The 20,643-nt window shown below is 43.8% G+C and carries 21 protein-coding genes; 19 read left to right on the top strand and 2 right to left on the bottom strand.

Annotation, left to right across the window (positions count from 1 at the left end; all coding sequences use genetic code 11):
- The first annotated feature begins 9 nt into the window (after positions 1-9).
- From A8709_RS00105 to A8709_RS00065, 9 genes are all read left to right on the top strand, one after another.
- Positions 10-594 (top strand): GNAT family N-acetyltransferase, encoded by a 585-nt coding sequence (locus A8709_RS00105; RefSeq protein ID WP_244163052.1) that lies wholly within the window; start codon positions 10-12, stop codon positions 592-594.
- A gap of 48 nt (positions 595-642) precedes the next feature.
- Positions 643-1,062: a hypothetical protein gene (locus tag A8709_RS00100; RefSeq protein WP_065850199.1), complete on the top strand. Its 420-nt coding sequence runs from the start codon at positions 643-645 to the stop codon at positions 1,060-1,062.
- Positions 1,063-1,127: 65 nt separating this feature from the next.
- The gene (locus tag A8709_RS00095; RefSeq protein ID WP_141692368.1) at positions 1,128-1,772 is read left to right on the top strand and encodes a hypothetical protein; all 645 of its coding nucleotides are present in this window, start codon (positions 1,128-1,130) and stop codon (positions 1,770-1,772) included.
- A 238-nt stretch (positions 1,773-2,010) separates the two neighbouring features.
- Complete coding sequence (locus tag A8709_RS00090; RefSeq protein ID WP_065850197.1) at positions 2,011-4,200, top strand: family 78 glycoside hydrolase catalytic domain; 2,190 nt, start codon at positions 2,011-2,013, stop codon at positions 4,198-4,200.
- Between the two features lie 75 nt (positions 4,201-4,275).
- Positions 4,276-4,623, top strand: coding sequence for a VOC family protein (locus A8709_RS00085; RefSeq protein ID WP_065850196.1), 348 nt, complete (start codon positions 4,276-4,278; stop codon positions 4,621-4,623).
- A gap of 226 nt (positions 4,624-4,849) precedes the next feature.
- The gene (locus tag A8709_RS00080; RefSeq protein WP_065850195.1) at positions 4,850-5,140 is read left to right on the top strand and encodes a hypothetical protein; all 291 of its coding nucleotides are present in this window, start codon (positions 4,850-4,852) and stop codon (positions 5,138-5,140) included.
- Between the two features lie 271 nt (positions 5,141-5,411).
- The gene (locus A8709_RS00075) at positions 5,412-6,011 is read left to right on the top strand and encodes a maltose acetyltransferase domain-containing protein (RefSeq protein WP_208607617.1); all 600 of its coding nucleotides are present in this window, start codon (positions 5,412-5,414) and stop codon (positions 6,009-6,011) included.
- 26 nt (positions 6,012-6,037) lie between these two features.
- A complete protein-coding gene (locus A8709_RS00070) occupies positions 6,038-6,823 on the top strand; it encodes a nucleotidyltransferase domain-containing protein (RefSeq protein ID WP_065850193.1) in 786 nt (261 codons plus the stop codon).
- A 281-nt stretch (positions 6,824-7,104) separates the two neighbouring features.
- Positions 7,105-7,911 (top strand): MerR family transcriptional regulator, encoded by an 807-nt coding sequence (locus A8709_RS00065; protein WP_065850192.1) that lies wholly within the window; start codon positions 7,105-7,107, stop codon positions 7,909-7,911.
- A gap of 52 nt (positions 7,912-7,963) precedes the next feature.
- Here A8709_RS00065 and A8709_RS00060 read toward each other — a convergent pair whose 3' ends face one another.
- Positions 7,964-8,368 (bottom strand): VOC family protein, encoded by a 405-nt coding sequence (locus tag A8709_RS00060; protein WP_065850191.1) that lies wholly within the window; start codon positions 8,366-8,368, stop codon positions 7,964-7,966.
- A gap of 301 nt (positions 8,369-8,669) precedes the next feature.
- Here A8709_RS00060 and A8709_RS00055 point away from each other — a divergent pair, with 301 nt between their 5' ends.
- The 9 genes from A8709_RS00055 (at position 8,670) to A8709_RS00015 (ending at position 16,723) form a co-directional block, all read left to right on the top strand.
- Positions 8,670-8,882, top strand: a complete 213-nt coding sequence (locus tag A8709_RS00055; protein ID WP_065850190.1) for a helix-turn-helix transcriptional regulator — start codon at positions 8,670-8,672, stop codon at positions 8,880-8,882.
- Positions 8,879-9,322: a hypothetical protein gene (locus tag A8709_RS00050; RefSeq protein ID WP_065850189.1), complete on the top strand. Its 444-nt coding sequence runs from the start codon at positions 8,879-8,881 to the stop codon at positions 9,320-9,322. The genes A8709_RS00055 and A8709_RS00050 overlap by 4 nt, the downstream gene beginning before the upstream one ends.
- A 162-nt stretch (positions 9,323-9,484) precedes the next feature.
- Positions 9,485-9,787 carry a hypothetical protein gene (locus A8709_RS35015; RefSeq protein WP_065850220.1) on the top strand — a complete coding sequence of 101 codons (303 nt, stop codon included), beginning with the start codon at positions 9,485-9,487 and terminating at the stop codon, positions 9,785-9,787.
- An 82-nt stretch (positions 9,788-9,869) separates the two neighbouring features.
- A complete protein-coding gene (locus A8709_RS00040; RefSeq protein ID WP_244163051.1) occupies positions 9,870-10,172 on the top strand; it encodes a Dabb family protein in 303 nt (100 codons plus the stop codon).
- A gap of 226 nt (positions 10,173-10,398) precedes the next feature.
- Positions 10,399-11,349 carry an ABC transporter permease gene (locus tag A8709_RS00035; RefSeq protein ID WP_065850187.1) on the top strand — a complete coding sequence of 317 codons (951 nt, stop codon included), beginning with the start codon at positions 10,399-10,401 and terminating at the stop codon, positions 11,347-11,349.
- A 17-nt stretch (positions 11,350-11,366) separates the two neighbouring features.
- On the top strand, positions 11,367-12,242 hold the full coding sequence (locus A8709_RS00030) for a carbohydrate ABC transporter permease (RefSeq protein ID WP_065850186.1): 876 nt from the start codon (positions 11,367-11,369) through the stop codon (positions 12,240-12,242).
- Between the two features lie 40 nt (positions 12,243-12,282).
- Positions 12,283-13,926, top strand: coding sequence for an extracellular solute-binding protein (locus A8709_RS00025; protein WP_065850185.1), 1,644 nt, complete (start codon positions 12,283-12,285; stop codon positions 13,924-13,926).
- A gap of 128 nt (positions 13,927-14,054) precedes the next feature.
- Entirely contained in the window at positions 14,055-15,896 is a 1,842-nt protein-coding gene (locus tag A8709_RS00020; protein ID WP_167356962.1) for a cache domain-containing sensor histidine kinase, read from the top strand.
- 20 nt (positions 15,897-15,916) lie between these two features.
- Positions 15,917-16,723 carry a response regulator transcription factor gene (locus tag A8709_RS00015; RefSeq protein ID WP_065850183.1) on the top strand — a complete coding sequence of 269 codons (807 nt, stop codon included), beginning with the start codon at positions 15,917-15,919 and terminating at the stop codon, positions 16,721-16,723.
- A 38-nt stretch (positions 16,724-16,761) separates the two neighbouring features.
- Here the strand turns inward: A8709_RS00015 and A8709_RS00010 are convergent, their stop codons facing one another.
- The gene (locus tag A8709_RS00010) at positions 16,762-17,592 is read right to left on the bottom strand and encodes an AraC family transcriptional regulator (protein WP_065850182.1); all 831 of its coding nucleotides are present in this window, start codon (positions 17,590-17,592) and stop codon (positions 16,762-16,764) included.
- Between the two features lie 134 nt (positions 17,593-17,726).
- Between A8709_RS00010 and A8709_RS00005 the strand changes: the two genes are divergently transcribed.
- Positions 17,727-19,793, top strand: a complete 2,067-nt coding sequence (locus A8709_RS00005) for a beta-galactosidase (RefSeq protein WP_065850181.1) — start codon at positions 17,727-17,729, stop codon at positions 19,791-19,793.
- Positions 19,794-20,643: the final 850 nt, after the last annotated feature.

Below are 20,643 nucleotides of genomic sequence, written 5' to 3'. Positions count from 1 at the left end.
GGTTATTAGTTGGATTTTAATAGTTGCTTTAAAAGGAGGGCTCTAACACTGCTTACAAAAGAGGGTCAACAATTAGAGATACGACGTTTATCTCATCTAGATCTACAGGAAATACAAGCACTAATGTTGGATGTTATTTCGCGTCTGCCTTTCCAGGATCTTTTTGCAATGGATGATGAAGATTACTTTCTAGAAATTATTAATGGTAAGGGCGAGGTATACGGTGCATTTAATAAGGGGGAATTAGTTGCTTATTCAGTTCTGGCATTCCCTGGGGTAAGCGAGAGTAACCTAGGTACTGAATTTGGCGTACCAGAAAAAGAATTGCCCTATGTCGCAGTATTGGATTCAACTATAGTTCAAGAATCAGTTCGTGGGCTTGGTTTACAAAGATTTTTTCATGAGCTGAGAGAAAAACGTGCTAAGGAAAAAGGATATCTCTACCTATATTCAACAGTACATCCTGAGAACCGTGCCAGTATTAATAATCTAGAAGCGGCAGGTTTTACTTTGCAGTTTACGCGACCGATGTACGGTGGAAAGAATAGGCATTGTTATTCAAAACGACTAATTTGGCAACATCAAACGTTTTAGAAACAATAACAGATCTGTAAGTAGTCATTCTCTTTAGGGGGGAATTGTGTGAGGATCCATATCATTATCCTTCTTTTTCTTATGGTAATCGTAGGGTGTTCGAATTCCAATCAATCTTTGACCCTTGAGCAAATAGTAGGAGCTTTTCAAAATGAGGGTCTACAACTCACTGAAGCAGATGAGAACAGAGAGAATATATTTCAACAAGGAATAAATGAGGTAATTCCAAAATTTTATAGATTGTCGGATGGTATCATTTATTTTTATATTTTCAAGACAGAGAAAGAACGGGAAAAGGGTCGTGAGGATTTTTATCATAGACCTATTGAATTTGTAAAACATAAAGCGTTCGAAATAAATAATATGTTAATATTCTATGTCTATGGAAAAAATCAGAGTGATGAGATAGATGGGGAAATTGAAGATGTAATCGGAAAATTGGGGAATCATTCCGATGGAAGGAAATGATTATGAGGCATTTTACTGGGGCATTTAGAAAAAAGATTAAGCAGAACCCTTTTCGTAGTCTAAATATGGGGCTAATTAAAGAATACTCAATGATTATTCGACGATCGGAACTGAAACAGTGGGTTTCTATAGGGTGGGCTGAAGATATGTTCTATAGAGATTTTAACTATGCGCCTGTTAAAGACGAGGCAATAATATTGGGAAAACCTGTGACATTGGCTGATATAGAGATAGCGAAATTGATAGGAACTAGAATAACAAATTACTGCAATTACCTTGGTACGTATGGCATGGGAGGCCCTGGTTTTTTCGGTTTACTTATTGACAGAGATGGTGTAAAGGAATACCTAACTTACGCTGTCTGGGCTTCTGGTCAATATATTATGATGGACGATAGAGTCTTCGAATGTCATTTAACCTATAACCTACAATTTCAGCCTTGGATATCTCAATGGTCAGATGAAAAGGACCAGTGGGATGATCTTTCAGAAATTCTGAAAGAAAGTATTATTGTTGGAGTTGATCTTACAGATAGTCAATTGAACATTGAGATTGTCTCAAAGGAAGTCAAACATATCATTAGTTTTTATAAATTCAATAAAGAATTACCGCCTCATGGCAACGGAGAAGCAAGAAAACATGCTTTTGAAGAAGGTAACATAAGTAATTATATTGTTTTTTGTAACGCAGATGCAGTTCTACATGTCTAGAGAGTGAATATTTGTTTTTATAATTATAAGCACAAGGAACTTTTACTCAGGGATCAGTTCTCCGAGGTCGGCGGCTATTCCGTTTTAAATGATCAAAATATCTGAAAACGATAAAGAAGGAACTTGCCTCGTAGCAACTCCTTTTTTTGTTCAATGAAGTAAAGGGATAATTTAATGGTTTCACGAATAACTCAGATGAAAAGAAAAGTACTAATTAGCTGAAGAGGAGAGGCTCAGATTGACACAAGAATGGCAGGCAGAATGGCTGACAGATCGTTCTTTTAAGCATGTGGAAAAATCCTATCTCTACCATAAAGAGCTTGAAGTGTTTGACATTGAACCGCATGATCTTAATTTACAGCATCACCATTGGTATGTAAGAAATGTATTTTTGTTGGATGACAAGGCAATGAATGAGGAAAAGATCTGGCTTCATCTGACGGCAGATGATTATTACAAACTGTATATCAATGGTGAGTTCGTTGCCCAGGGGCCAGCTCAGAGTGATGCGAATCATTACTATTTTAATCGTATAGATGTACGTTCGTACTTAAAAGTTGGGAAAAATGTAATTGCCGTTCATGTCTACTATCAGGGGCTCCTAAATCGCGCTTATAACAGCGCTGACTATCGGCAAGGTCTTATAGCAGAACTAAGGGCAGGCGATAATTTACTGGTCAAGACGGATCGTACATGGAAAGCGAAACGTGTTCATGATAATCGGCCCGGGGTAACGTTCGGTTATGATACGCAATTTACCGAGTATTTGGATGCAAGGCAATCAGAGCGGGGCTGGACTGAAGTCGGTTATGACGATTCGGATTGGGCACATGCAGAGCCTGCGGAGCATATCGATTATACGTTTGTTCTGCAGCCAACTCCGGTGGTCGACGTTTATAAGAAACAACCTTCACACATTGAAAGGCTTGCACCCGGCCATTACCTGATCGACTTCGGGGGCGAGCTGACAGGCCAATTTGCCATGAATGCACATGGAAATGCGGGAGAAGAAGTACATATTTTGTCAGGCGAAGAACTGATGTCTGGAGATCAAGCCGTTCGCTATGAAATGCGCTGCAATTGTGTTTATCATGATCAGTGGACTTTATCCGGTGATGTAGATTTCTTCGAAACGTATGATTATAAGGCCTTCCGTTATGTGGAAGTGAAGGGACCCGAGGAAGCGCTGAGACCGGAAACATTCCACGCCGTAGTTAGGCATTATCCGTTTGATGAGCAAAGCTGTTTACTTCAAAGCTCGGACGAATTGATGAATCAAATTTTTGACATATGCAAAAATGGTGTCCGGTATGGATCTCAGGAAAATTTCGTGGATTGTCCCAGCCGAGAGAAAGGTCAATATTTGGGGGATAATACGATTATTGGTCACTCCCATATGCTGCTCAGTGGGGATTTACGGCTGTATCGCAAGGCGATTGAGCAATTTGGACGTAGTTCTTTCGTCTGTGGAGGTATAATGGCCGTCGTACCGGGGCATTTCATGCAGGAAATCGCTGATTTCTCTTTGCAGTGGCCGATGCAAGTCATGACCTATTACCGTTACAGTGGGGATACGGCATTTCTTCAGGAGATGTACCCGTATGCGGAAGGTTTGCTGCAGCATTTTGAGCAATTTGAGCGTGAGGATGGATTGCTTGAAGGTGTCACGGACAAATGGAATCTGGTCGATTGGCCGCAGGGATTGCGTGACAACTATGATTTTGAACTGAGTAAGCCGATCGGTCCCGGCTGTCATAACGTCATCAATGCCCTATATCTCGGCTGTGTAAGCAGCGTAAATGAGATACGGGAATTGCTCGGAGTTGCGTATGATAATCGACTGCCGAAATTAAAAAGGAGCTTCTTGGAAGCTTTTTATGATGAGAAAACATCGTTGTTTAAAGATTCAGAACAGAGTTCGCATCATGCCTTGCATGCTAATGTACTCCCTCTACTGTTCCATATTGCTCCAGAGGAGTCTGTCAGCGCCATCGTCGACATGATACGGACCAAGCGATTCGCATGCGGGGTGTATTTCTCCTATTTTGTCATGAAAGCTCTAGCGGAAGCCGCAGAGTATGATTTAATTTATGACTTACTCTCCTCCGATGATGAGCATTCGTGGGGGAACATGCTCAAGGAAGGAGCAACCACCTGTTTTGAAGCATGGGGGAAGGACCAGAAATGGAACACCAGCCTATGCCATCCATGGGCAAGCGGGCCAGTTCCGGTGCTGATCGAGGATATTATAGGTCTGAAGCCTGCGAAGCCAGGGTGGGAAGAAATCGCCTTTTCTCCGAAACTTCCGGCGACGTGGACGTCATTTTCGCTACAGGTAAATGTTCCAACTGGTACGATTCGACTCCGTTATGAGAACGGGGTATGGACTGAAAGCTTCCCGCCTGGTATCCCTGTTATACGGAGCTAAATCCAACGGATTTTGCAAATAGGGAAATATGTACTCGGATAGTTAAAATTAGATGATAGGCAGGAGATAAATACGATGATAAAGGGTTTTGGAGGCATATTTTGGAGAACGAAGAATCTTGAAGTTATAAGCAAATGGTACAGTGATGTGTTGAAGATTCAAATTGAAGATTGGAATGGGACTGTGATTAAACCCCAAGTTGGAAATGAGACTATCTTTTCCTTCTTTACGGAGAGTGATAGTTATTTCCCAACAGAACAACAAGTGATGTTAAATTTCCAAGTAGATGATATTAACGAGACTATTAAACATCTTGAACAGATGGGTGTGCCTCTAGCTAAGAACAAAGAGGTTGGTGATTTTGGCAAGTTTATTTGGATTGAAGATCCTGATGGTCGACTGATCGAGCTTTGGGAGAAATAAGTAGCTTTAATGTATTGCTATTATGTCTGATTGCAAGATGACTAAACGAGGGATGACAGCTGAATAAACCTAAAAAGGCTGCCGCGTGCAGCCTTTTTTGCAAATGGGTCGGATAACGATCCCCAATTTTTATTCCTAGAACCAATACACAATTTTAGATAAATATGCTATTTTAGTAAGGTGAATATTACAATTGAGATAATACAAAAAAAGGATGTGCAGATTCTTGTCTTATGTGACACCAGCGCAAGATGTACACTATAGTGATTTAAATATTTTCACTGCATATAAAATCTATGAGATTGTGAAAGAAAACCAAGACACTATTGTATTACTGAATGATAAAGGAGAAATAGATGAACTCCATAAATCATTGATTCATGGATGGTATCCCACTTATAAAATGGCTGTCATACATAACAATCTTTTTCTTTGGATATGCTTTAAATTTATTGAAAGAATCTGCCAAACAATTGTGCAAAGAAAGCGAATAATTGACATGAAAACATTTAAATAAAACAACCCATCAATAAATGATTATTCTTTTGGAAACCCAGCGTTTTGATGCGCTGGATTTTTTGTTTTTTTCGAGTCGGGAATGGAATAGGGTAATGTATTGCGGAACCGTCGGCTATTTGTCTTGAGTGAACTTATAGAAGTATTGGGCACTATAGCAAGGTACAGATATTATTCGGGGATCACCAGTTATTCTTTGAATAGTTACATTAGTTTGTTACACTTAACAAATGTGAGTGAGAAATACATTTATGTAGAAAGGAATGTTAGAAATGTCACAGCGTGAAAATATAAAGAATGGATTATTGTTTACGGATATGGGGGAAGGCTTGCCAGAGGAACGGCTTAGGGGGAAAGAGCTAGTATATGACTTTAACCAAACAAGACCGTCTGAAGTGGCCAAACGTGAAGAATTGGCAAAGCAGCTTTTCGGGAGCTTGGGTGTAAATTGCTGGATTGAACCTCCGATTCACTTTGCTTATGGTTCTAACACATTTGTTGGTAATGATGTCTATGCAAACTTCAATCTTACAATCGTGGATGATACAACAGTTACGATTGGCAATGGCGTCTTATTTGCACCGAATGTTACGATATCTACGACAGGGCATCCTATTGATGCAGAATTGCGGGCAACAGGGCAAATGTATGCATTTCCAGTTGTTATTGAAGACAATGTATGGATTGGAAGCGGCGCCGTCATTAATCCAGGTGTTACTATAGGTAAGAACAGTGTAATAGGCGCAGGAAGCATTGTCACGAAGGATATTCCGCCCAATGTAGTAGCTGTCGGGAGTCCTTGCAAAGTACTGCGGCAAATTACGGAGGAAGACAAAATGTACTACTACAAAAACCGTAAGGTACAACCATAATCTCATCATTAAAGGAGTCATTCCTGATGTATCCACATCACCAAACAGCCATTAACATGGTTACAAACAAACTCAAGGCCAAGGAAGAGATACTGGCTGTCATTGTAGGCGGCTCCGTTGCGCATGGTTTTGCAAAAGAAGATTCGGATATAGACCTTATGCTGGTTGTTTCGGATGACGGTTATCTTTCGCTATTAGCAAGAGGAGATATTCATTACCATGAAACAGAGTCAACGCCTTATGATGGCGGCTATGTGGATGGGAAATATACCTCGGTTTCGTACATTAAAAAGGTAGCCGAATCTGGCAGCGAACCAGCTCGGTTTGCCTTCAAGGATGCAATAGTGAGTTATAGCGAAATAAACGGCCTAGAAGAGTTGGTAAAAGCGGCTTCACGCTATCCAATTGAGCGGAAAAATGAAGTGTTGGAAAAATTTCATGCTCAATTTGAAGGATGGAGATGGATGTTCTACGAAGGTTTAAAAAAGAACGAATCCTATGTGATTGAATTCTCGGTGACGAATTTCGTTTTATTTGCGGGAAGGCTCATTTTGTCCTGTAACGAAGTTGTCTATCCTTATCATAAATGGTTTATGAAAGTGCTAGAAGGCGTTACTAACAAACCGGATGATCTTGTCCTGCGGATGAATAACGTATTGAAACATAAATCGAAGGAAAACGTTGAGGCTTTATATGAGAGTGTTACACAATTCCATCCATGGCCTAAGTCAGAGAAAGGCTGGCATATTCGATTTATGCTGGATAGCGAGTTGAACTGGATGACGGGACATGTGCCAGTAGCTGATATTTAATACCATAATAGTTATTGGACTCTTAAATTAACGAGAAACGTTTGTTCAATAAGCAACATGATCAAAGGCTGCCGGCATAATCGGCAGCCTTTACTCACTGGCAGGATAGTTGAACAAACGAAATAGTTTGACGTGAGTAGCTTTTCACTTTTCATAGTGATGGTTCAGAGATGGGACTTGTAGATAAGGATCACTTAAAGAATCAGGTCTCTTACATATAAAAAAAGCTTGAGTACGACGCAACGTCATACTTTAAATTAATGGAGAAAGGAGGATGTGGCTTGGATCAAAGATACTACCATACCAACGAATTTGCCAAAATGTCGTCCGTTACGGTTCGTACGCTTCAATATTATGATAAAAAAGGCATTCTTTCTCCTTCAGAGTATACGCAGGCTGGATATCGATTGTACTCCAACGAGGATCTCGTCAAGATGCAACACATTTTGGCTCTGAAGTATCTCGGTTTCTCACTCAGCCAAATTAAGATCTTGATTCAAAAGGGACCATTACAATTTTCTGCCGCTTTGCAAACACAAAAAGACATGCTGCTGGAAAAACGGGCGCAGCTCGATTCCATCATACTTACAATCGAGGAAACGCAGAACATGGAGAAGAGTAGCCCGGTCGACTATCACTCGATCGTCAAAATAATGGAGGTTATGCAGATGGCATTAAAACCGGAATGGGTCAATAAATATTTGACCCCCGACGAACGGAAGATGATGCGTAATCTGGCTGTACACTCATATTCACAGGAGGCACTGAGGAAGCTAGCGGATCAGGAGTTCGTCGAAGAATCGTTTCTCCAATATACCCAGTTCCGAGCTGAGCTCAAACAGCTCGTAGAAGCCAAAGCTGATCCGGGTAGCCAGGAAGCTCAAAACCTAGCACGGTCCTTAACAGAACTAAACGCACGCCGATCACAGGGGGATCCAGAAATCCTTAAAGGAATGAAACAGGCCTGGCTTAGCTTCAACGAGATGCCTAGTGATATGAAGCCACAGATGTACACACTGTCCATGGAAGAGCGAGAATTTATCAAACAAGTGTATATCATGATGTACAAGCAATCCTCCGAATATTGATCGCAACTACATCTTAAAGGCAGTTCTCAAACATACTGAACACAACAGTCCGTCAACGCCTACCGCTGAATCGTTTGATCGCTTCCTCGGTCACTGGCGCGAAGAGGTTAACCAGGTTGCCGTCGGGATCGCGAAACAGCACAGCACGGTTTCCCCACGGCATCGTGGTTGGTTCTTTTACCCACTCGTGGATAAACGGCTTTAAACGCTCGTATTCGGCATCGACATCGTTGACGCGGAACTCGATGATGACAGTGTGATTGTTGGCCGCTACTGCGGAACCAGCGCCGAACAGTTGCACTGTCTGGGAATGGCCGATCGCCAGTGTGCATGATGGCACAACGAGTTCGGCAAAGACGGGTGCGGGACGTTCCGCCGAAACCCCCAAGACTTTCTCATAGAACTCGACGAGACGATCTACGTCGTCGGTAATGATACGTACAGAAGTAAAATTCATGAAATAACATCCTTCCTATAATAAATGATACAAATCGGTATCGCATCAATAGGGGCCAATAAACTTCGCATTTGTTCCCACTCCTTTACGAATACTTACTCCGATTATAGAAAAACACTACTGACAACAGTGTGTCAGTAGTGTTTTCTTATTTTTTGGAGTTCCTCCGGAATTCGATTTCGAGGGAGTAAGCTATAGATGTGCGATTTTTGCAAAGTCAGCTTTACAATATTGGTAAAGCGTACTATACTAAAAATGTAAAGTAAACTATACATTTGGTGGGGGAACGAGGATCAAGATCATGAAGACGAGGATTCAGGAGCTGCGTAAAAAGCACAAGATCAGTCAAGAGGAGCTTGCACTTACGGTCGGCGTGACACGTCAGACGATAACCTCGCTCGAGAACGAGAAGTATGTTGCCTCGCTCGTGCTTGCTTATAAAATTGCGAAATATTTTCACTTGAGGATTGAAGATGTATTTGATTTCAGTGATGTGGAGGTTGAAGGATTATGATAGAGTATCGGGCGGTTATAACGCGGAGATTTAAATGGCTAATCGGTGCAACCGGCGTGTTTTCTCTGATCGTTATTTTGACTGCGCTATATGGGTATAAGGTCCAAAGCGATGCCGGGGATTTCGTACACGGAGTGCAAGTCGGGATTTTTGTCGGCATGCAGATCATCATTTTGGTGATCGGGAAAAAGTGGCGTGCCGCGCTGCGAAACGAATCGTTGCTGAAGAAGCTATACATCGAAGAGCATGACGAACGGAAGAAGCTGATCATGGATAAGGCGAATTCTTTGAGTTTGTATGTGACTTTGTTTTCTGTCTCTTTGGCAGCGATTGTATTCGGCTTCTTTAACGTTACGATTTCGATCACTCTGTTTGCGGTACTGATCATGATCCTTCTCACAAGGATTTCCATCAACCAATATTACAATCGAAAGTTTTAAGAAAAAGCAAACCTTCGTCGGCGGACTTGATCATTCCGCTTACGGTAACTATAGTTATATAAAACAATCTAAAGAGGCACTGGGACGGCCTGATATTTTCAAGGAAAAAGTTTCATACTAATGCATATTAAGGACGTTTGGACCGAAAAGGAGATTGATGACATGGCTTTCGGAATATCCAGACAGGAACTGAATGAATGGAAAAGCAAATGTTCACAGGGGGAAATTTCCTTTTTGACACATTATTGGGTAGAACCTCGCTTTCCAGGAGTGAAGACGATCACTAAGGTGGGCTGCTGTGATCTGGAACGATTGAAGGAATGGTGCATAGCGAATGATTTAAATCCAGCTTACATACATCTTCGTGATGAATACCCACATTTCGACCTAATAGGGAACAAGCAAATTGAAATCTTAAAGAGAGAACATTTGACCGATCATCTACTCAGATTCAAGTTAAAATAATAATGAATAGTTTGACAGGATACTGACGTAAAACATCGAAATTAGTAGATCTGTATAATGATCTTAAAGGAGCCATATATCCATGTTCGAACATCTCGTAGTATTTAAGTTTAATACGAATATCACGCCAGTCAAGCAAAAGGAATTGCTAGATCAGTTACTTTCATTTCGGGATCGTATCCCAGGGATCGTTGACATTAGTGCAGGCATCAATGTAACGGAAGAAACCGAAAACGTGCATGGCTACACGCTCGGATTACGGGTTACATTTGATGACCTTGCATCGCTGCGCTCCTATGGTCCTCATCCGGTTCATCAGGAATTCGTGCAATCGCTGGACGGTATTCTTGAAAATGTAATTGTAGTGGATTACCCTAAGGTTTAAGCAACAAAGTAAGAGGCTTCCGGCATAGACCGGAAGCCTCTTACTTTGTTTTGTGCTAACGCCCGTTAGTTCCCAACAGAAGCATTCGCTGTTCAACAGATCGGACTTTTCCCCTGTATTATTGTCCTTCACTCGGGTTTTCGTTATCAGCGATTTCCGATAAGCTAAATCATGTAAACACTTTCTTAGACGGGTGCAGCAAGAGGCATGATAGGAGGATAAAGAGATGGAGATGGTGACGGCTAAGATCACCGAAATAAATAAGAAACCACTGCTGAAGCGTACAAGGAGGTTATGGAAATATAAGCTGTTATATGTCTTACTGCTGCCTGCGATTGCTTGGGTTCTCATTTTTGACTATCTCCCGCTTTATGGCATTAGCATTGCGTTCATGGATTACAATGCGATTAAGGGATTTTCTGGGAGTGAGTGGGTTGGATTCAAATATTTCCGGATGTTGTTTGAATCCGATATGTTCCTTCATGCCTTCAAGAATACACTGCTAATTAGCCTTTACAAAATGATTAGCGGCTTTCTCTGCCCGATACTGTTAGCGCTTGCATTGAATGAAATTCGCGTCGCTTGGTTCAAAAAGACGCTGCAAACAGCCGTTTATCTCCCGAGGTTTGTGTCTTGGGTCGTCTATGGGGGGATTATCACACTGCTCCTTTCACCGGAAACGGGTGTCATTAATAAAATCATCGAATTTTTCGGTGGCAATCCTACTTATCTGCTCGTCGAACCCGCTTATTTCCAAACGATTCTTGTTGTGACGGATGCGATGAAAGAGATGGGCTGGGCAGCCATCATCTATATTGCCGCCATAGCGGGAATCAATCCAGAAGTGTACGAAGCAGCAATTGTGGATGGAGCCACACGGTTTGGACGCGTTATTCATATCACGTTGCCGGGGATTATGAGCACAATCATTGTCATCTTCATCTTGCGAGTCGGATATATCATGAGCGCTGGGTTAGATCAGGTTATCAACTTGTACAATCCGATGGTCTTTGAAGTGGGAGATATCCTGGATACGTATATTTACCGGGTTGGTATCGAGCAATTCAATCTCAGTCTTGCCGCTGCGGCAGACGTCATCAAGGGCGTAATCGGGCTGGTGATGATGCTGGTCGCCAATCAGTTCGCCAAGCGTATCAATGATTCCGGCATTTTCTGAGAAAGGGAAGAGAAGCAATGAAGCTTACGAAAGGTGAGAAGGCCTTTGTCTCCTCGAATTATATCGTACTCACGTTATTAACAATGATTGTTGTGCTGCCATTCTGGTATGTGATTTCCGTATCCGTTACGCCGTACCATATATTCAGCGAGAAAAATGGATTGATTCTTGTTCCAACCTCCTTTAGTTTGGAGTATTACAAGTACTTGCTTCAGGAAGGTTCCCTTATCTATGCTGCGTACGGCAATACGGTTCGCAATACGGCGGGTGGGGTCTTACTTGCACTCTTCCTTACAGTAACAGCGTCTTACTCGTTGGCCGAGAAGAAGCTGCCCGGCCGGCGGATCATCATGTTGTTTTTTATATTCACCATGTTATTCAAAGGCGGAATGATTCCTACTTATATCACCATTAAACAGTTAGGATTACTCAATACGAACTATGTGCTGATCTTAGTGATGGCCTTTAGTGCGTTTAACATGATCATTATGAAATCATTTTTCGAAGGCATCCCTGAGAGCTTGCGGGAATCAGCTTCCATCGATGGGGCATCGGAGTTCAGAGTATTGTGGCAGATTGTGCTGCCCTTATCCAAACCCGTCATAGCGACGATCGGACTGCTCTATCTGGTCGTCTATTGGAACGATTTCTTTAATGCGATGCTCTATGTGACAGATTGGCACAAAGCGCCTGTCCAGCTCGTACTTCGTACGATTATTGCAAGCTCCAGTCTTCCGCCAGAGCTGCTTGAAGCGGCAGGTTCAACACCTCCGCCTACGATAGGGATACAAATGGCCGCTATTATCATCGTGGCGTTACCTATGCTCATCATTTACCCATTCATTCAAAAGTACTTTGAACAAGGCATGCTGATTGGCTCTGTAAAAGGCTAGTGTGAACCTATAAACAAGAACATTCAAGGAGGTCGTTTTGATGTCAAATCAAGTGAAAGTATGGTCGAACGGCGTGCTTGCCGCGATTTTAGTCGGAACAGTCACGATTGCGGGGTGCAGCAAATCCAATGAGTCCAGTGAGTCACCTACAGCTTCTTCTTCGCCTTCAGCAAGTACCGTAGCGGCAACCCCGAAAACAGAAGAGCCCTACGAGCTGAAAATGTTAAAAGCACAGGACATATCCAAGCCTTATGATCCATCGAAAGATGCTGTTAAGCAGGCTGTTGAGAAAAAGCTGAATATCAAGATCATACCTGAAATGGTTGATGTTCAGCAGTACAAAACAAAGTTAAATTTGAAGATGTCGAGCGGTGAAATTCCCGATGTGGTACGCATTGATTTCGCTGACGATTTCCAAAAATATGCGCAGCAAGGCGCCTTCGCTGATCTTACGTCCCTGATTAATGAAAAAGACACACCGAATATTCTCAAGGAAGTGCCGAAAGAGGTTTTCGAGCAGGCGAAAGTAAATGGTAAAATTTACGGTATACCTTACCAAGGTGGACCCGGATCTGGTTATCGATGGAATCTTGTACTGCGTAAGGATTTCGTTGAAGGCATGGGCGCTCAGGTTCCGAAAACTTTGGATGAATACTACAATCTCTTGAAAAAAAGCAAAGCCGAGAAACCGGATGTTATCCCGCTCGGAGGCTATACGGCACAGATTGGTCAACAGAAGTATGCGAATAATTCGTTTGACCATATCTTCGGTGCGTTCGGCGTCACGCCAGGTTATTTTACCGAGAAGGATGGGAAATTTAGCAATTATGACATCGATCCCAAGATGAGAGAAGCTTTACTGTACCTGCAAAAAATGTATGCAGAAGGGCTCATTGATAAAGAATTCGCGACGATCAAGGAAGAGCAGCTGCGTGTGAAGCTGTATAGCGGCAAGCTGTTATCTTGGATGGGCTGGTGGTCCACGCCGAATGATTACGATATGCAAGTGGAAACCAACGAGTTAAAGAAGAATGGTCAACTTGGAGCAGATGGTAAGCTAGCTGATCAGTCGAGTCAACCTTATAAATACTTGTCATTGACCCAATCGCTGGTGGGTACTGATGGCAAAGCTGTTGCTCCTGCGGGTGCTCCTTTCGGTCAAATGCATGCTATCAGCGCCAAGACGAAAGATCCGAAGAAAGTGCTGGCTATCATCGAAAACTCACTGTCGCCAGAGAATCAGATGCTTACCGTATGGGGCATTGAAGGAGAAGACTACAAAATCGATAATGGTAAGATGCGGGTAGTTACGGATCTGATCGATCCTAAGACCCAACAAGATAAGAACGGGAACTTCCGTGGCATTCAAAGCTATCTGTTTGCTCCGGGATTGAAGGGCTGGCCTCGTTACTTAGAGTCACTGCCACTCCGTCAATCACAAGCGCTGGATGTTGCCATTAATAATAAGTTCCAAATTACCGATACTTCCAACTATCTGGATTCACCAACCAAACTCGCGAAGCTAGTGGAGCTGAACACGATGCGTGATTCTGTCTTTACGCAAATTATCATGGGCGCAGATATTAAGAAGTTCGACGAATTTGCAGAGAAGTGGAAGTCGCAGGGCGGTACCAAAATTTTGACTGAGCTTGAAGAATCCCTGAAGAAAAAATCAGGCAAGTAGAAGGAAAGATTAGCCTGCTTGAAGAAGCCTTAGAAGAGTAAGCGCAGCCCCTCGACCGATAAGCATCGGTTGACGGGGCTTTAGCCATAACAGTCACTGACATGGAATGGGGATTTAGGATGATGACGATGCAATTACGAAAACGGAATAGCAAATCCGGATTACTTTCTAGGCTCAGTCTTCCGATTTTTGTGCTAATTGTCACCTTCATCGCGCTATTTACAACGGCGGCAAGTTATATCCTCATTCGGGTTCAGAACGACCATACCCTCCAGATGGCGGAGCAGTCGATGAAATTCTTGCACAGGAATATTCAGTATCAGTTCGATACGATGAATAATGTTGCGGCCTTTATATTAAGCAATCAATCCATTGAGAATCTGCTCGAGGCCAACTATCAGGAAACCTTTGAGGCAGCAGATAATTATTACACACTGGAGACAAACCTGCAGAATTTATCCTTATTGTCTCTTCTGAATGACGTTGAATCCCCTGACGTTGCACAGCAATCTTACGTGGTCTCTCTTGCACTAGAACCGGGGAGTGGGCTTTATCAAATGGCGCCAGATGACTACTATCCGATAACGGGCATCTTCAAGAATGGCGATTTGCGGGGGCAAGAATGGTTTCATAAACTGAGCAGCGGGGAGAGTCAGAACGTTTGGTGGGGGCAAAAGAAAGATCCGATCAATGCTGCTATGATCTACTCAGCAAGGAAAAAGACGAGTCTCAAGGATGGGCGCAGTCTTGGAACGGTGATCATCGGTGCGGATACGCGGAGTTTGAAGAGCATGTTCGACAATGCCCATATGGAGAAAGGCTACCATCTGCTGCTCGATGAAACGAACCGTGTGATCTATAGCGAGCGTTATGAATTTCTCGAACATGCAGGCGATTTTCCCTATGTGAGCTCACTGAAAGGAACAAAAGGAGCACTCCTCACAAGGATTGACGGAGAGAACCACAGGGTCATGTTCGAAACACTAAAGAACGGCTGGAAGTTATTATCGGTCGTTCCGGAGAGCCACTTCAGCCGATACACCTTCGCTATATCCGCCTTAGGTGCTGCTACAGCGTTGGCCGCTTTATTGGTTGCTGGCTTCTGGCTCCGAAGAATCGTGGTGCGGGTCACCGTTCCCATCACTAGACTGGTTAGTGCCATCCAGCGTCCGGAAGTCGTGGAATTTAAAATGCCGCTTCCCTATCAACATACAGGCATTTATGAAGTGGATGAGCTGAACCAGAAGTTCGCTGCGATGCTCGTCACCCTGCATAGTTTGATTGAGAAGTCTTTTACGGAGGAGATTGAGCGACAACAACTGCAATTGGAGCTGCTGCATGCCCAGATCAACCCCCATTTCTTATATAACACATTAGATTTAATTAACTGCCGGGCCATTATGGCGGGAGACCAGGAAACGAGCGAGATTGTTCGCTCCCTTGCGAATGTATTTCGTTACGGATTGAATCGCGGATATACCTGGATTTCATTAGAAGGCGAAGTCAAACAGGTCGAAGCCTATCTCCACATTCAAAAGATGATGATGGATGATCTGACGGTCGACATACTAGTATCGGATGAGCTGCTTTCCGCCAATATCGTGCATCTGATTTTACAGCCGCTAGCTGAAAATGCGATCATTCATGGGTTTGCCGATCGCCATACCGGCTGCCGGATTACGATAACAGCTCGCGTTAAGCGGGATAATCTTGTGTTGCGCGTCGAGGATAATGGGCGAGGCTGCGATGCGAATACAATGAACCGAATGCTACAAGAGCAGCCTGAGCGTGATACCAACATGAAGCATAGTGGTATGATGCATAGCAGCATAGGAAGCGGGTACGGAACGATGAATGTACATCGGAGAATCCAACTGCATGTTGGTGAATCCTATGGATTACGCTATGTAGCGGTAGAAGCAGGAACCTGCGTTGAAGTAGTGATGCCGTACCATCCAGAACAACCGTGATGAAGGAAGGAGGGGATTGCATGTTCAAGCTGCTGATTGCAGAAGATGTGAAAATCGTTCGTGAAACATTGGTTCGTGCCATCAACTGGGAGGGTTTGGGGATCCATTTGTTGGGAGGTGTTGAGAATGGTCAGGAAGTCCTAGATTGGCTGGAGCACGAGGAGCCGGACCTTCTATTGACCGATATTGGCATGCCCAAAATGAATGGCTTGGAGTTAATAGAAGCCGTACGAGCTCGAAATCCGGATATCCGCTGTATTATTTTATCGGGATTGAATGAGTTTGAGCATGCAAGGCAAGCCATTAAGCTGCAAGTGCTAGATTACGTACAGAAGCCAATCGACCCGAGAGAGATTGAAAGCGTTTTTGCGAATGCGGTGGAGGTACTGCGCAAAGAACGGGCAGAGCGTCAGGCTGTGGCTTTCACGGAACAAACTGCGAAGGACAAACTTCCGAATTTGTCGGAATCGCTGCCGCTCGCGGAATGGTCGGGCAGTTTGAAAAAGAAGAAGCTAGTAGAGCAGGCGATCCAGTATGTGAAAGAAGCCTATATGCGGAAGGAATTGGCGCTATCCGATGTGTCTGCTTCAGTCGGTTTAAGCGATAAATATTTGAATCTGCTCTTTAAAGAAGTCACTGGAATGACGATCAATCATGCGATCATTCGTCTTCGTATGGAGGAAGCGGCACGACTGCTGAAGGATCCTGCCATTAAAATCTACGAGGTCTGCGACTGGATCGGGTATGTCGATCAGGATCATTTCCGAGAGAGCTTTAAGAAGCAGTATGGAATGACACCGACCGAATATCGCAACAAATTCTTGTAGTGTAAGGGACATTGCAAGTGGGTACTGGATTCAATCAACTATTTCATAAATTGCTTAGGCGTCTGACCATAGGTTCGCTTAAAAATGCGTATGAAGTAACTTGTCTCCATACCGAGCTGCTGTGCGACTTGTTCAACCGTCATACTTGGATTCTCATGAAAAAGTTGGATGGATCTTCGCATTCGGATCTGTTGAATATACAGCATGGGTGTAACGCCATATATGCTTACAAACAATCGATGAAAATGTTGTACGGAGTAACCGACGGCTCTTGCCAAGTTGGATAAATGTAAACGTTCGTTATAGTGATCATGGATCAGCTTGATCGCTTCTTGAAGGGCTGTATTAGGCTGCCCGATTGGTTTAATTCGCTGCTTAACTTCTTGCTGGGTCTGTTCTTCAAGGACAGAAAGCAGCATGTCGTACATACTGCGAGACGATTCCCAGAATCCGTTTTCTCTGTTCAAGTTGATAAGCTGCCATAAGGATTCTAGTTTGTTCCAATGTTTATGAAACTGATTTTTTTTCAATAGCGTAGGTGTGCGGTTTCCGAGATGTGCGAGAATAGCATCGGATGCGGAGCCGCTAAAAGCCACAAAGCCTAGTTCCCAAGCATCCTCGCTTTGATCAGGAAAATATTCATGAGGCACGCCTGCTGGCAGAATGAGCATAGTTCCGGGCGTCATCACCAAATCTGAACTGCCAACAATGCGGAAAATACCCATGCCGCTTCGACATAAGAAGAGCTGATGGGCTGGATACCCGTCTGGTCTAAGAAGATGTTTCTGCTCATGACTGCCAATACAATACACGTAGAGAGGCAGTATATTCTCAAACATCGCAAATTCAGCTAATAGGAATGGCATCATACGATTATCTCCACCAATATTCATATTGTACGATTTTTTATTTCTTCTGTTCTACTAGTATAGCCCCTGATTGTCCTATAATCAAAATGAATACGAGAATACGACGATTTTTGATATGGGGAGATGGTAGGACGATGACACATAAATTTAATCCAATTAGCAATAAACTGCCCGTCTTGATGCACGGCGCTGATTATAATCCAGACCAGTGGCTTCACAGCCCAGAAGTTCTGAAGGAAGACATTCGACTCATGAAACTGGCTGGCTGTAATGTCATGGCAATTGGTATATTTGCCTGGGCTGCTTTGGAGCCAGTAGAAGGGACCTTTACTTTTGAGTGGATGGATCGATTATTAGATACATTTGCTGAGAATGGTATTTATGCATGGCTGGCAACACCAAGTGGAGCGCGCCCTGCATGGATGTCTGAACGCTATCCTGAGGTTAGAAGGGTGGGGGCGAACCGCGTACGCAATCTGCATGGACTCAGGCACAATCATTGCTACACGAGCCCACTCTATCGAGAGAAGACAGCGATTATGAATAACAAGCTTGCCGAACGCTATGGTCAGCATCCAGCAGTTGTCGGCTGGCATATTTCTAATGAATTTGGCGGGGATTGCCATTGCGACTACTGCCAAGATGCTTTTCGAACGTGGCTGCAGAAGAAGTACGGTTCGCTGGATGCTCTCAACGCAGCGTGGTGGACCTCATTCTGGGCGCATACCTATACAGATTGGAATCAGGTAGAATCACCTGCACCACATGGTGAGACTATGGTGCACGGGCATAACCTGGATTGGCACCGATTTGTTACAGATCAGACGATCGATTTCTGCAAACATGAGATCGATGCGGTTCGCGGAGCGAATCCAAATCTTCCAGTCACGACCAATATGCACTTAATTGAAAGTTTAGACTACCGCAAGTTTGCTGATATATTGGACGTTATTTCGTGGGATGCTTATCCGACTTGGCATGATACTAAGGAGGACAGTAAGTTAGGAGCCACCATTGCCTTTTATCATGATTTGTTCCGTTCACTGAAACAGAAGCCATTCCTACTTATGGAATGTACGCCAAGCCTTACGAACTGGCAGCCAATTAGCAAGCTGAAACAGCCAGGCATGCATAGACTGTCTTCCCTTCAAGCTATCGCGCATGGGTCGGATTCTGTGCAATATTTCCAATGGCGTAAAAGCAGAGGATCCAGTGAGAAGTTCCATGGTGCCGTCGTTGACCATGCGGGGCATGAGCATACACGTGTGTTTAAGGATGTAGCAGAATTGGGTCAGACTTTATCGACGATCTCCGAAGTGGTTGGCACAACCACGCCTGTGGAAACAGCGATTTTGTTTGATTGGGATAACCGCTGGGCCGTGAAAGACGCCCAAGGTCCGCGCAATATGGGCATTCATTATGAGGAAACCGTTCTTGCTCATCACCAAGCATTTTGGGAGCAAGGTGTCGCGGTAGACGTGATTGGATCAGAGGATGATCTATCTGCATATAAGCTCATTGTTGCGCCTATGTTATATCTTTGCCGAGAGGAAACGGGGCGTAAACTCGAAACCTTTGTAGCGCAAGGTGGAACGCTGGTAACGACCTATTGGTCAGGCATTGTTAACGAACATGACTTATGCCATTTGGGTGGCTTCCCAGGACCACTTCGGAAAACGCTTGGTATTTGGGCAGAAGAGATTGAGGGATTATATGATTACGACCGCAATGGCTTATCGATGTCGCCTGATAACCAACTCGGGTTGACAGGGACCTTCGAGTCGCATGAGATCTGTGAAATGATCCATACCGAAGGCGCAGAGGTGCTGGGTGTCTATACGGACAGCTTTTATGCAGGGCAACCGGCACTGACGGCAAATCATTTTGGCCAAGGGAAAGCTTATCATATGGCGACAAGATTGAAGGCAGATTTTCTGCAGGCATTTTATACGAAAATCATTGAGCAAACTGGCGTAGTTAGAGCGATGAATACGGACCTCCCACAGGGAGTAACCGCTCAGGTGCGTACGGATGGTTCATCTGATTATGTGTTTATCATGAATTTCAGTGGACAAGCGGAACGCGTTTCTCTTGACGACAGAAGCTACACCCACTTGGAGACGAATGAAGCGGTAAGAGGAGAAATCGATCTGCCGGTGAATGGGATTGCACTATTAAAGCGCGCGGCATCCCACGGATAATCGAAGCTTGCTTTAAGATAATGAAAGGCGATCATTCCTGTGAGGGAGTGGTCGCTTTTTTTATTTTTGGGGATAAGCGCGGCTTACTCCTTTTAAATGAGGGATAGTCGGAAAATCCGACTCTATCGAGAGGAACCTTGCCCCGCAGCGGTGAGATAGTCGGAAAATCCGATTATCTCAAGCGGAACCGGGCCTCGCAGCAGTAAGATAGTCGGAAAATCCGATTAATTCAAGTGGAACCGGGTCTCGAAGCAGTAAGATAGTCGGAAAATCCGATTAACTCAAGTAGAATCGGGTCTGCAGCAGTGAGATAGTCGGAAAATCGGATTAACTCAAGCGGAATCGGACCTCGCAGCGGTGAGATAGTCGGAAAATCGGATTAACTCAAGTAGAATCGGGCGTCGCAGAGGTGAGATAGTCGGAAAATCGGATTAACTCAAGTAGAACCGGGCGTTGCAGCAGTAATATAGCCTGACTAACTCGAGCAGAAAACAAGGCTGCGAATAAGTCGAAGAAATCGACATACAGGAGATAACCGAGGTCTGCACAAGAGAATAAGTCGACGAAATCGACGTATAGGAGATAACCGAGGTCTGTACAAGGGAATAAGTCGAAGAAATCGACATACAGGAGAGAGCCGAGGCATGCGCAAGGGAATAAGTCGAAGAAATCGACATACAGGAGATAACCGAGCTCTGCGCAGGGGAATAAGTCAAAGAAATCGACATACAGGAGATAACCGAGGTCTGCGCAAGGGAATAAGTCGAAGAATGCTCTTAGAATTAATAGTGGACGTCTCTTAGTGTAGCAGTAATAATAATCTTAACTATGACTAAGAGGTGTCAGTCCA

Source organism: Paenibacillus pectinilyticus (assembly GCF_001700435.1).
Lineage (GTDB): Bacteria > Bacillota > Bacilli > Paenibacillales > NBRC-103111 > Paenibacillus_E > Paenibacillus_E pectinilyticus.
Note: the sequence above shows the minus strand (reverse complement) of the source record. Positions and strands in the feature narration are given on the sequence as shown.